Below are 12751 nucleotides of genomic sequence, written 5' to 3'. Positions count from 1 at the left end.
TCCTTAAAAATTGCAATTTCTAGGCAATTCCACTATTTTGTAACGCTTCTGCTTGAAAATAAGCAATAATAGGCTCAATCACTTGATCTAAATCACCATTGAGCATAATCTCTTCTAGACTATACAATGTCAAGCCAATTCTATGATCACTTAAGCGATTTTGGGGATAGTTATAAGTGCGGATTCTCTCGCTTCTATCTCCACTTCCCACTTGCGATTTTCTTGCTTCTGCATTTTGTTCCATTTGAGCTTCAAGCTCGGCTTCATAGATTCTAGCCTTCAAAATTTTTAAAGCCTTGTCTTTGTTTTTGTGTTGAGATTTTTCATCTTGCATTGAGACACTAATACCTGTTGGGATATGCGTGATACGCACAGCAGAATCGGTGGTATTAACACACTGCCCACCATGTCCGCCCGCACGAAAAACCTCAATCCTCAAATCATTAGGATTAATCACTACTTCCACATCATCCACTTCTGGCATAATAGCCACTGTGATTGCTGAAGTATGGATTCTTCCTTGGGATTCTGTCTCTGGCACACGCTGCACCCGATGAGTCCCACCTTCAAATTTTAAACGAGAGTATGCACCTTTACCCTTAATAAGAGCAATTACCTCTTTATATCCACCCACATTATTTTCGCTAGAGCTAATAATCTCTACTTTCCAACCCTTTGATTCGGCATAGCGAATATAAGCTTTAAACAAATCTCCAACAAAGATTCCCGCCTCATCTCCTCCCGTTCCTGCACGCAATTCCAAATAAATATTTTTTTCATCGTTAGGATCTTTGGGTAATAATAAAATCTTGATCTCTGATTCTAGATTCTGATTCTCTAATTCCGCTTCTTTAATCTCTTCTTTAGCTAAATCCCCTAATTCTTTATCATCTAAAAGCCCTTTGTTTTCTTCTATGCTTTCAAGATTTTTCAAATATTGCTTAGATTTTTGGACAAGCTTTTCTAAATCGCTTTGTTCTTTGCTTAATTCCGTCATTCTTTTTATATCGCTTAGAATTTCTGTCTGAATAAGCAAATTGCTAATCTCATCATAGCGATCAATAAAGGGTTTTAATTTTGAAGCTAACATTAAGGAATCTAGAAACTTAGCTAACTTTAAGCGTTAGCTAAAGCAAGTTTTTTAACAGAAGAATTTAAACGACTAACTTTTCTTGCGGCAGTATTTTTTGTCAAGATTCCTTTGCTTACATAGCTATGAAATGCTTGATTAATCTGCTTCATAACTTCTTGAGATTTACTAAGATCTTTTGCTTCAATTGCCTCTTTTAAGCTTCTTGTCATATTTTTGATTCTTGTTTTATAGTAACGATTTCTCTCTGTGCGTTTTTTTGTTTGTCTAATGCGTTTTTCTGCTGATTTATGATTTGCCATAGAGCGTTAATCCTTTTATAAAAAAATTTAAGCTAAAATTCTATTTTAATTTTTATTAAAAGCAAATAAAAGTGCTTAAGAAAAACTAAATTTCAAAGGCAGTCATTATGAAACTTTTTGGAACCGATGGAGTAAGAGGGGAAGCAGGAGTAAAACTTAATGCATTTTGTGCATTAAAATTAGGAATTGCAGCAGGAATCTATTACCGAGAGCATTCCAAAACTAACCGAATCTTGGTAGGCAAGGACACAAGGCGTAGTGGCTATATGCTAGAAAATGCACTTGTAAGCGGACTAACTGCAGTAGGTTATGAAGTGATTCAAATTGGACCTATGCCAACTCCTGCCATTGCCTACCTTACAGAAGATATGCGATGCGATGGCGGAATTATGGTTAGTGCTAGTCACAATCCTTTTATGGACAATGGAATCAAATTTTTTGGCAAAAGCGGTTATAAAATTGATGAAAAAGATGAAGAAATGATTGAAAAAATCTATCACAATGAATCATTATTAGAATCTGCACAAAAAAGTGGCAAAGAAATTGGCTCTAGTAAGCGAATCGATGATGTTGTAGGACGCTACATTGTGCATATTAAAAACTCTTTTCCTAAAGATTTAAGTCTGCATGGTATCCGCGTTGTGCTTGATTGTGCCAATGGAGCAGCCTATAAAGTTGCTCCTACGATTTTTAGCGAACTTGGAGCCGAAGTTTTTGTGATTAATGATTCTCCAAATGGCTTTAATATCAATGAAAATTGTGGTGCTACACAACCTTTAATGCTCCAAGAAGAAGTTCGCAAGGTAAGAGCCGATATTGGTTTTGCTCTTGATGGAGATGCCGATAGATTAGTAGTTGTTGATGAAAAAGGCGAAGTGGTGCATGGAGATAAACTTATTGGTGTCTTAGCACTTGCTGCTAAACAAAACAATACCCTAAAAAACAACACTGCTGTAGCAACTATTATGAGCAATTATGCCCTAGAAGAATTTCTAAAGGAAAATGGAATCAAACTTATTCGCTCCAATGTTGGCGATAAATATGTTTTAGAAAATATGTTGGCTAATAATCTTAATTTTGGTGGAGAGCAAAGCGGACATATTATTTTTAGTGATTTTGCCAAAACAGGCGATGGCTTAGTGAGTGCCTTACAAACAATGGCTTATATTTTGCAATCCAAAAAAACGGCTTCAAAAGCACTTGACTGCTTCAAACTCTATCCACAAATCCTAAAAAATATCAATGTTCAAAGCAAACCTAATCTAGACACATTAGAAAATTATCAAACTCTCCTCAAAGAAATTGAAAGCAAAAAGATTCGCCATTTAATTCGCTATAGCGGAACAGAAAATAAACTGCGCATTTTACTTGAAGGAAAAGATACAAAAACCCTAGAAAAAGTCTTGCAAGAATGTGAAACCTTTTTTAAAGGAAAACTTTATTAATGCCAAAACAATCCTTAGTTAGTTTTTTTCTAGCCTTATTTTTGGTTTTATTAATCGATCAAGCCATCAAGTGGTGGTTTGTGCAAAGTAATTTTGAATATCAAGGAAGTGTTATTTCTTTGGTGCTTGTCTATAATCAAGGGGTCGCATTTTCTCTCTTTGATTTTTTAAAAGAATGGCTAAAATACCTTCAAATTCTTTTGCTTATTGGCATCTTTATCTATCTTTGGAAACACAAAGAAATTTTTAAAACCTACTCTTTACCTATTGGTATTATTTTTGGTGGTGGCATTTCAAATATTCTTGATCGATTCTTGCATATTGGCGTTGTGGATTATATTTATTGGCATTATAAATTTGAATTTGCAATTTTCAATTTTGCAGATATGATGATTAACCTTGGAGTATTTCTCATCATTCTTCAAACCCTTTTTAAGAAAAAATAAAAGAGCGGTTTGATAGAATTTCACTCTCCCTTTATTGATATTTCTTATTTACAAAAGGTCGCGTAGCTCAGTTGGTAGAGCACTACCTTGACATGGTAGTGGTCGCTGGTTCAAGTCCAGTCGTGGCCACCATATTGTATCCCATTGATTTTAACCCTTGTGTATGTTTTGTCTTCTTTTAGTTCTTGCATCTCTTTATTCATCGTTTTTTATTTGTAATATTCCGTAACATTTGGATTTTTAAATTCCATTTGTTTATTAAGATTTCTATCAAAATAAAAGGTTATAATTATCTCATCAGAGGGGGATAGTGGCGGGATGAGACCTCCCCTTTGATTTTACCTGTTACTATTCTAAAAATACCGCTATTACTTTCTTAGTCGCAAATTCTAGTATTATTGCTATCTTTGATATAGCTCGTTAAATACTTTTGTATTCCCTTATAAAATCAACCACTTTGCTTTAAAATCATTCACATATTTGTTTTGTTGTGGTATAATATTTCTAGCAGAGTTGAGAAAATCGCGGTCATTAAACTCTTGGCGAAGCTGACCCCGTTCGCCCCTCTCTGTTTTGCTATGAGCAGTTAATAATCTGTGTCCTTCCCCCCAAATCTCTTTTGCTATATTTGTTTTTTTACAATATAATGTCATTAGCGGATTTGCGAAAATTGAAGTCATTAAATATGGGATGGTGGGGATGACTACGCCCGCCCACTTCCGCTTGTCTTTCATTTGTTTCTACTTTGCCTAAGTAATCATCAATTTATGTCTTTCTCTAAAATTTAAATTTGCTATATAATCTTAACATTGAGATAGAGAAAATATTCGCTCTATCCTGAAAATTTATTTAGAATCTCTTGTTCTTGTTTGGTGGCATAGCGGTTTTCTTACTCTATAATTTTTAAAAGTTTGATGGCTTGAAGATTTTTTTGAAATCTATCTTTTAAAGAGCCAAGATAGACTTCATCATCGCTTACAAAATCTAATTTTTGTCCAGATTTGAGACTTCTTCTTTCATATCCATCATTTCTTGTTGGAGTTTCCAATACTGATCGTTGATTGTTTCTTCTTGTATCTGTTCCTTATCTTTCATCATCATTTCTTGAAACAAAGGAGAATAAATTTGGGGTTCTATTGCTATGTATTGATTGAGATTGATTTGCTCTTCTGCTAGTATCTCCCTATCTGTTAGCCCCTGTTCTCTCTTCTTGTCTGCCTCCACGCTCTCCAAGATTTCTAGCTCCATTTGTGCTTGTGGTAATGCTAGTGTCATTAGATCTGACATTCCTAGATTCTTGATTGTGTTTGGATAAATCTCTGCCCATCTCTCTAGTATTATCAAGCTGTATTGTGGAATTTTCTTGTCTATCCACGCTTGATGTATTTGATGAAATACTAATTCGTTTAATATTGTCTGCAACTTCTCTATGTTTGGATAATTCTCTATTCTGTTGCTCATTTTCTTCTCCTTGTGAAAATTCTAATTCTATAAAGTCAAATAGACATACTCACTTCTGCTTTTTTAATAGCTTCCAATTATCTCTTTTTTGGGTTTTTATAAATAGGGTTCTTTTAAGATTCTTTAAAAAAAATATAAAAAGCTATAAATACCTAAAAATAAGTGTTTATAGATATTTGTTAATTTTAATCAGATAATTTTTTCGGTTTCCTTAATCTCCAAAAAATATTTTCAAAGCACTATATAAGCAAAATAAATAATTTTGATTTCAATTATTTCGCGCTATATATGTTCAATTTATTAGAATTCTGAATAAAATTACAGACATAGCAAAGCAAATCTTGTAAATAAAAATATTGAATAATTTAAATTTTAACTATTCAGCGATAAAAAACTTGAAATTCATAAAAAATACTGTTGTATATTCAGTATTTTTATATCGAAATAAAATTTTATGGAATTAATTTTAATCCTAGTTCTTTTAAAAATTCATTGTGTTTAGCCTTTGCCTTCTTAATTTCATTCTCAATTTTTTCAAGCTCATCCCATACTTCTTCAATGTCAACAATTTCTTCTTCAGGTGCAGTGCTGACATAGCGAGAAATATTTAGGTTATATCCATTTTTCTTTATTTCTTTCATAGAAACTCGGCGAGAATATTTTTTATCATCTTCTTTTCGGTATTGATATGTTTCAATAATCTTATCGATATGCTCAGGTAAAAGTATATTCTGGCGTTTTCCTTTTTCAAAATACTCGCTAGCATTAATAATCAGAACATCATCATACTTTTTACACTTTTTCAGAACCAAAACACATACCGGAATCCCTGTGGAAAAAAAGAGATTTGCAGGCAAACCAATGATAGCATCAATATTTCCATCTTCAAGAAGTTTTGTTCTAATTTTTTCCTCAACACCACCACGGAACAGCACACCATGTGGCAAAATAATTGCCATTGTTCCATCATCACTTAAAAAGTGGAAACCATGCAGTAAAAAAGCGAAATCTGCTGCTGACTTCGGAGCAAGTCCATAGTTTTTAAATCGGAAATCTTCAGCCATTTCTTCTTTTGGCTGCCACCTATAGCTAAATGGAGGATTTGCGACAACTACTTCAAACTGCATTTTTTTTGCAGGATTCATTTCATTTAAGATATTCCAATCATTTAACAAAGAATCTCCATGATGAATCTGAAATTCAGAATCCTTGACGCCATGAAGTAGCATATTCATACGAGCAAGGTTGTAGGTAGTAATATTTTTCTCCTGCCCATAGATCTGACCGATGCTATTTGCACCAAATTGCTTTCGCACATTGATTAACAAAGATCCTGAACCACAAGCAAAGTCAAGTATATTTTTTAGTTTGCTTTTTTTTCCAGTGCTTGGATCTTGGCTATCAAGAGATACAATTCGGGAAAGAATGGTTGAAACCTGTTGTGGCGTATAGAATTCACCTGCTTTTTTACCAGAACCAGCAGCAAACTGCCCAATCAAATATTCGTAGGCATCGCCCAAAAGATCTGTTTCATTTGGAAATTTTGAAAGTCCTTGTGCAATTTCAGTTATAACCTGACAAAGAAGAATATTTCGTTCACTATAATTCTTTCCCAATTTATCAGAATCAAGATTCACTTCTGAGAATAAACCACGAAATCTGCTTTCAAATGATTCATTCTCAATATACTTAAACCCTCTCTGTAATGTTTTTAATAATTGACTATTTTGTGTCCTTGCCAATTCATATATATTGCTCCACAAATATGCCGGTTTTATCACATAATGAATTTTACGGCGCATTTGTTTTTCAAGCATATCAACTTGATCTAAATTGCGAATATACCAAACAGCAAGAGGAATGACATTATGGCTATAAAGCATCTTATTATTATAATCTATAAAATCTTGTCTTGCTTTTTTGATTTTTTCTTGGTCTTTTTCGTCCTCTTGTAAGCCTAATTCCTTTGGAGAAAGTGAATTGCTATGCTTGATGATTATATTTTTGAGTTCGTCAATATAAGCGTCTTGATTTGCTCCATTCTTTTGTATTTCAAGCTCACTTTTGTGATAATCGCTGCCTAATTCTTTTTTTACCGCCTCTTCGTAATTATCAGACAAGTAACGCAAAAAGAGAAAAGACAGCATATAATCTCTAAAATCATCAGCATTCATCGCACCACGCAGTTTATCTGCAATCGCCCATAATGTTGAGCCTAACTTTTTTTGTTGTATATCATTCATCAGTTTTCCTCTTGTGTCTGATCTGTATCAAATATATTCTGATTAAATTTGTAATCTTCCAAAAAGTCATTGAGTATTTTTTGGAAGTATTCTTTGTTTTCTTTAACCATTTCTTTAGGATCAAAAATTGAATAGTTCCCATGACTTAGCAAATTTATGATTCTTCTATACACAACAGAATCCTCATCTTCTTTTCTTAAACACGATGAGAAATCTTTATATCCGTGGAAAGATGCCGTCTTTTCTAAAATATTGCGAAGAATATTGAAGTGATAAGTATAGAGCTCTCCTGAATCAGCTGCCTTCTTTAGCTCCTTCAGCAAAGCAACATGATGGAAAAAAGGCGTCTTACTCGTATCTTTTAATATGTATCTAGTTCCTGATAATTTTTGAAAAAACAATCTTTCGGGATTTGCAATTTCATTGCACAAGACATTATAAAACAACGCATGATGTGTCGATACAACTACCTTTATATCTGAACCACTCACTAAAGTCGCTAAATGACTTGCTACAGCAATCGCATTATTATCATCCAGAGATGAAATAGGATCATCTATATAAATATATTTCACCCAATTATAAGATTCTACCTTATCAACAACTAACTGCATAATAGCCAAGAAAAAACACCAGACAAATATATTCTCTTCGCCACGGGAAACTTTAATATTGTCAACTCTCTGACTGACTTCGTCAGTCACAACATTCCTATAAAAGCTAATTCTATATTCATTATAATCGATAGTAAAATCAAAATCGGCATAACGATGTAAAAAGGGGCGAATTCTGCTTTCCATTTCCAAGTCTCTCAGTCCAGAAAAGAACCGGGAATTACTATTTAATTTCAAAAATCGCTTAGTATTATTTTCCAAATCGTTATCCCAGTAAAAGAGATCTTCTGTAAAAGCATTATAATATAATGTATCCGCCGTTTTTTCTCCAGTTTCCTCATTTAGTGTCTGCCCTAATGTCTTAAATTCAGCAGATAACCTTGTTTTGCCAGTACCATTATAGGCAAATAATAAAACATACTTTTTATCTTCCAACAGCATCCTCAAATATTGAACGATTTCTTGTAGGTTGTCGAATACTTGCTTATCCGAAATCCGTTTAAGCACATAATCTAAATTGATGCGAATTGGCTCTGTAATACCACCTTTTAAGAAATACTCCGTTTCTCCTTTTGGCTTTTTATAATTTTCTTTAATCAGATCCGTGTATTTAGTTAAATCATATTTTTTCAAATCGTTAAGAAGATCGTTATATTCCTGTTTAGACAGCTTTTCCGGTACATTTATACTCATACATCTGCCTCCTCAAGAGAAGGAAACAATCCCTGCATTAATCCTTTTTTATGTGTTTCTAACCTCTCTATTTTTTTTAATTGCTCTGTAATCATGGTATCTATCTCTGACAAGCAGCCTGCAATTTTTTCTTGTTCTTTTTTATCCAAAATTACCGGGACTTGTATTTTTGAAAAATCAGTCTTATTAATAATAGGTAATGTGGAATTAGCAAATCCAGCTTTTATCAAAAATGTTTTTTGCAGTAATGAATAATAAATAAATTCATTGTTGTAAAAAGACTTGGGAACAATAGAGTTGATCTGCTGGTTTGTGATACAAGGATATAAGGATAAAGCCATCTTTCCAATAGATGCTATACATGTATACATTATAGTGTATTTTGGCAAAACCTTCATTTTAGGAGTTTTTACAACTGTTCTTTGCGTGTGGTGCTGGTACTTGTTTTCCGTAATGTCTGTTGGTGTAACAAATTGTATATCACCATCCCACAAAGCGGCATCTGAAGTGGATGGAGTTTTTCCAGTTATTACTTCCCCGATGTTTCCTATTTCTTCATACTTCCACTCTCCACATCCTTGAAACTCAGGGAATCTCCATTCAGGCAGAGTTTTCCCCTCAGTAGGAAACAGCTTTTGCATCAAGCCTTTTTTGTATTTTTCTAATGCTTTCAGTTTTCTGCTTTCTGTGTCAATCAGTTCATCAATGGAGGATAAACAATCAGCAATCTTTTGTTGTTCTTCAGGAGAAGCATACGGAAGTGGCATTTTCATAAAATTATCCACTGATATTGTTATACGATCATGCCTTGCCCCTGTATTTGAAAGGTTTTTTATATAAGCATGCCATAAATTTGTAAGAAAAAAATGCTCATAAAAATCATTTCCTTTATTTTTAAATCTAAAGATAGTGTACAGAGGAGACATCACCCCAATACCGAGTTTATTTTTAGAAATAGGTCCTACCAGTGCAGTGGTTGATATTCTGGGGTTATAGACATAATCACCTTTTTCCACAACAAAATAATCTGTTAGGTTATTTTTGTTTGCAATATTCCTATCAAAGTATTCTTCCTGGTCTATAACGCCTTCGGTAGCGGAGTTTGTAAAAACTCTTTTGATACTATCATCTTTATTTCGTTCTGTTATTTTGCCTGCAAGCATATTAAGTTGAGTAATACCCCAATATGATTTAGAAAACTCAGAAAATCTTAACTTAGGCACTATTTCTTTCTTCTTATTCATACGCATTCAACCCTATAATTTCACGACCATCTGCCAGTTTCTTTAACAATGGGATCAAATCATCCATCAAATCCAATTCTTTTTGCGTTCTTTCTCTCCAGCTTAGGTCAAGCGGAGCCAGAAGATCACCGAGTTTTTCTCCATCGAAAATCATTCGGTCGACAATTTCTTGAATAAACACTTTCAAACTTTGAATTTCAATTTTATATTTTTCTGCAATAGTATTAATTTCTTGATTGTTTTTCTGTTCTCTAAATTTCTGATACCCTGCTTTGATTCCCTTTTCATCCAAAGCCATGCCAACTTGAAGCGAATTGATATATTCAATAATATCTTTCCTTTCATCAAGCAAATTGGAAGTAGCCGAAAGCATGTTAATGAGTTGTTCTTTATTCATTTTTTGCTTTTCTGGTTCAGTCTGAGTGTATTTTGCAATCAATGCCATGATATAGTCATAATCTATAATTGCGGATGAAAACAGAACAAACTCAAAATCGAGCTGTTCAACTTCAGAATTTTTATCTTCGTTCTCTTTTCCTTGCTCAGCTTTCAGCCTTTGTGCCACATCAATATAAGCACCACGGAACGCACGCAGGGTATCCTCCGGCAACAGCTCCTCGATTCTTTTTGCGTCTTTTTCTTCAATTTCCGTGTACTGATCTAGCTGCGTTTTTAAACGCTGTATTTCTTTGAATTTATTGATAAATTCACATTTTGCAGCATCACCTTTCAAATTATTTACTTCTTCTGGTTTGCACTCCAATCCCTGAGATTCCATAAATTTTTCTAATTCGCTTACTGCCTTATCAAGATTTTCAACAACTTTTGGTGCTGGGTCAACAAGCCATATTTCTTTTGCTCGGTTACTGTTATTTTCACCGGAAAACAGAGCAATGGCTTTATCTACTTCATCAGACTGGCTTCTGAAATCAAGGATATTACCATAAGGTTTTGTATCATTTAAAACTCGATTTGTTCTAGAAAATGCCTGAATCAAGCCATGATATTTTAAGTTCTTATCTACATACAAAGTATTCAGATACTTAGAATCAAAACCAGTCAGCAGCATATCCACAACAATGGTAATGTCAATTTTGTTTTTATGTGGATAATCTGCGTTAGTATATTTCTGGTCTTTAATTCTTTGCTGTATATCCTGATAATACACATCAAAATTGCCGATGTCATGACTAGTTCCATACTGTTTGTTATAATCTTTGATAATTTCCATTAATGCTTTTTTCTTTTTATCAGGTTCTTTTTGGTTATCTTCTTTTTCTTGTGGAAGATCTTCTTGAATTTGCTGAACATCCTTATTACCTTCCGCCGGTGGCGAGAATATGCAGGCGATATTTAATGGCTTAAATTTGCTATCATCAGCATTAATACAATTTTCTTTTGCTTCTTTTAACAAGTTATAATATTCAATAGCATCATTGATGGATGATGTGGCTAAAATAGCATTGTATCTCCTATTATTTGTTATAGCATCATGTTTTGACAGAATAGTTTGTACTATAGCCTTTTTTTGTTGTTCCTCATTGATTCTTGAAGCCTCTCTGTCATTTTTCGGCTTAAAGTAGTCAATATGGAATCGCAATACATTTCTATCATCGATAGCATGAGTAATCGTATAAGCATGCAGTTCTTTTTCAAAAACATCATTCGTGGTTGTATAAGAACCGATTGTTCCATCAATTTGTTTGTAAGTTGCATTTTCTTCAAAAATAGGTGTGCCAGTAAACCCAAACAACTGAGCCTTTGGGAAGAAGTTTTTAATCGCTTTGTGATTTTCTCCAAATTGCGAACGATGACACTCGTCAAAGATAATTGCAATTCTACTATCTTTTAAAGGTGCCAATCTCTCTTTGTATGTGAGTTCGCCTTTTTTCTTTTTCTCTTTACTCTGCTTATTATCGTTATCAAGTGCCAAACCCAACTTTTGAATAGTCGTTACAATTACTTTATCTCTATAATCTTTCGAAGTAAGTCTTTTCACTAAAGTGTCTGTATTGGTGTTTTCTTCCACACATCCCTCTTGGAATTTGTTAAATTCTTCTCTGGTCTGCCGATCAAGATCTTTTCTATCTACTACAAAAAGGCATTTTGCTATATTGCGATTATCTTTTAACAAGGTGGATGCCTTAAAAGATGTGAGGGTTTTACCACTTCCTGTTGTATGCCAAATATAGCCATTCCCTCTGTTTTGCTCAATGCAATCCATAATGGCTTTAACCGCATAAATTTGATATGGTCTCATAATCATCATCTTTTGTTCACTCGCTACTAAGACCATATATTTGCTAATCAGCTCACCCAAAGCACATTTACGCAGCACAGCTTGAGAAAAATCGTGCAAATGGTTAATTTTTTTATTATCCTTATCGGCAAATTGATATATAGGCAAAAAATGTTCATCAGCCTCAAAAGCAAAATGCTCTTTGTTGTTGTTGGCAAAATAATATGTATTACTTTCGTTGCTGACAATAAAAAGTTGCATAAAACAAAGCAAAGAATTTGTATATCCATTCCCAGGATCGTTTTTATAATCAACAATTTGCTCCATAGCTCTTTTGGGAGTAATTTGCAGCGACTTTAATTCAACTTGTACAACAGGAATGCCATTGATAAGAATGATAACATCGTATCTATGGTGACTATTTTCAGTATTAATACGAAGCTGATTGATCACCTCATACTCGTTCTTGCACCAATCATTTGTGTTTACAAGAGTATATTGTAGGGGGGTATCATCATCCCTTTTGAAGGTGTTAATTTCTCTCAAGATTTTTGCCGCTGAAAACACATCCGGCGTAATAATGCTTTCTTTCAATCTTACAAATTCAGAATCACTTAGTCTGACCCTATTAAGCTCTTGAAAATGCTTTCTAAAATTTTCCTCTAAAGAGGCTTTATCTTTAATATCTTCCCGATATATATACTTTAATTCTTTCAGTTTTTTGATAAAACTCTGTTCAATTGTTTTTTCACTTTTCAATAATATACATCCTTTTTTTTTGAGCTTAAAACATTATATATTGCTCTTTTTAATTTAAAAAATATTATACAATAGTATATTATAACATGAACCAAACATGTATCCCATAATATATCAAAATACATAAAATATTTTAAAAAGCATAACATTATATGATACAACTATAAAAAATGTAGTTTTACTCTCTTTTTATTAAATTATCAAAATAAAAAGTC

General features: G+C 33.4%; 9 protein-coding genes, 1 tRNA gene and 1 pseudogene. 3 read left to right on the top strand and 8 right to left on the bottom strand.

Annotated features, from left to right (window positions below):
• Positions 1–19: 19 nt before the first annotated feature.
• Both prfA and rpsT read right to left on the bottom strand, forming a co-directional pair.
• Complete coding sequence (gene prfA / locus HCAN_RS02840; RefSeq protein WP_006655230.1) at positions 20–1090, bottom strand: peptide chain release factor 1; 1071 nt, start codon at positions 1088–1090, stop codon at positions 20–22.
• Between the two features lie 26 nt (positions 1091–1116).
• Positions 1117–1392 (bottom strand): 30S ribosomal protein S20, encoded by a 276-nt coding sequence (rpsT, locus tag HCAN_RS02835; protein ID WP_006655229.1) that lies wholly within the window; start codon positions 1390–1392, stop codon positions 1117–1119.
• 107 nt (positions 1393–1499) lie between these two features.
• On the opposite strand from rpsT, the gene glmM reads away from it, so the two are divergent.
• From glmM to HCAN_RS02820, 3 genes are all read left to right on the top strand, one after another.
• On the top strand, positions 1500–2837 hold the full coding sequence (gene glmM, locus HCAN_RS02830) for a phosphoglucosamine mutase (protein WP_006655228.1): 1338 nt from the start codon (positions 1500–1502) through the stop codon (positions 2835–2837).
• On the top strand, positions 2837–3283 hold the full coding sequence (gene lspA / locus HCAN_RS02825; RefSeq protein ID WP_006655227.1) for a signal peptidase II: 447 nt from the start codon (positions 2837–2839) through the stop codon (positions 3281–3283). The genes glmM and lspA overlap by 1 nt, the downstream gene beginning before the upstream one ends.
• A 56-nt stretch (positions 3284–3339) precedes the next feature.
• A tRNA-Val gene (locus HCAN_RS02820) sits at positions 3340–3415 on the top strand.
• 308 nt (positions 3416–3723) lie between these two features.
• Here the strand turns inward: HCAN_RS02820 and HCAN_RS02815 are convergent.
• The 6 genes and pseudogenes from HCAN_RS02815 to HCAN_RS02790 all read right to left on the bottom strand — a co-directional run bounded on the left by HCAN_RS02815 (position 3724) and on the right by HCAN_RS02790 (position 12536).
• Positions 3724–4017: a hypothetical protein gene (locus tag HCAN_RS02815; protein ID WP_006655226.1), complete on the bottom strand. Its 294-nt coding sequence runs from the start codon at positions 4015–4017 to the stop codon at positions 3724–3726.
• A gap of 158 nt (positions 4018–4175) precedes the next feature.
• A pseudogene (locus HCAN_RS02810) lies at positions 4176–4610 on the bottom strand (hypothetical protein); the annotation flags it as partial.
• A gap of 586 nt (positions 4611–5196) precedes the next feature.
• Positions 5197–6987 carry a type I restriction-modification system subunit M gene (locus tag HCAN_RS02805; RefSeq protein ID WP_006655224.1) on the bottom strand — a complete coding sequence of 597 codons (1791 nt, stop codon included), beginning with the start codon at positions 6985–6987 and terminating at the stop codon, positions 5197–5199.
• Positions 6987–8294: an AAA family ATPase gene (locus tag HCAN_RS02800; RefSeq protein WP_006656777.1), complete on the bottom strand. Its 1308-nt coding sequence runs from the start codon at positions 8292–8294 to the stop codon at positions 6987–6989. The genes HCAN_RS02805 and HCAN_RS02800 overlap by 1 nt, the downstream gene beginning before the upstream one ends.
• Complete coding sequence (locus tag HCAN_RS02795; protein WP_006656776.1) at positions 8291–9538, bottom strand: restriction endonuclease subunit S; 1248 nt, start codon at positions 9536–9538, stop codon at positions 8291–8293. Before HCAN_RS02795 ends, HCAN_RS02800 begins: the two co-directional genes overlap by 4 nt.
• A complete protein-coding gene (locus tag HCAN_RS02790) occupies positions 9531–12536 on the bottom strand; it encodes a type I restriction endonuclease subunit R (RefSeq protein WP_006655221.1) in 3006 nt (1001 codons plus the stop codon). The genes HCAN_RS02795 and HCAN_RS02790 overlap by 8 nt, the downstream gene beginning before the upstream one ends.
• Positions 12537–12751: the final 215 nt, after the last annotated feature.

Source organism: Helicobacter canadensis MIT 98-5491 (assembly GCF_000162575.1).
Classification (GTDB): domain Bacteria; phylum Campylobacterota; class Campylobacteria; order Campylobacterales; family Helicobacteraceae; genus Helicobacter_D; species Helicobacter_D canadensis.
The sequence above is the reverse complement of the archived record's forward strand: the minus strand, read 5'-3'. Positions and strand labels throughout refer to the sequence as shown.

What these genes read in the sequence shown, in the direction of transcription:
- prfA (WP_006655230.1), bottom strand. Translation starts at nt 1,090, where the DNA reads ATGTTAGCTTCAAAATTAAAACCCTTTATTGATCGCTATGATGAGATT.
- glmM (WP_006655228.1), top strand. Translation starts at nt 1,500, where the DNA reads ATGAAACTTTTTGGAACCGATGGAGTAAGAGGGGAAGCAGGAGTAAAA.
- HCAN_RS02795 (WP_006656776.1), bottom strand. Translation starts at nt 9,538, where the DNA reads ATGAATAAGAAGAAAGAAATAGTGCCTAAGTTAAGATTTTCTGAGTTT.
- HCAN_RS02805 (WP_006655224.1), bottom strand. Translation starts at nt 6,987, where the DNA reads ATGAATGATATACAACAAAAAAAGTTAGGCTCAACATTATGGGCGATT.
- lspA (WP_006655227.1), top strand. Translation starts at nt 2,837, where the DNA reads ATGCCAAAACAATCCTTAGTTAGTTTTTTTCTAGCCTTATTTTTGGTT.
- HCAN_RS02815 (WP_006655226.1), bottom strand. Translation starts at nt 4,017, where the DNA reads ATGAAAGACAAGCGGAAGTGGGCGGGCGTAGTCATCCCCACCATCCCA.
- HCAN_RS02800 (WP_006656777.1), bottom strand. Translation starts at nt 8,294, where the DNA reads ATGAGTATAAATGTACCGGAAAAGCTGTCTAAACAGGAATATAACGAT.
- rpsT (WP_006655229.1), bottom strand. Translation starts at nt 1,392, where the DNA reads ATGGCAAATCATAAATCAGCAGAAAAACGCATTAGACAAACAAAAAAA.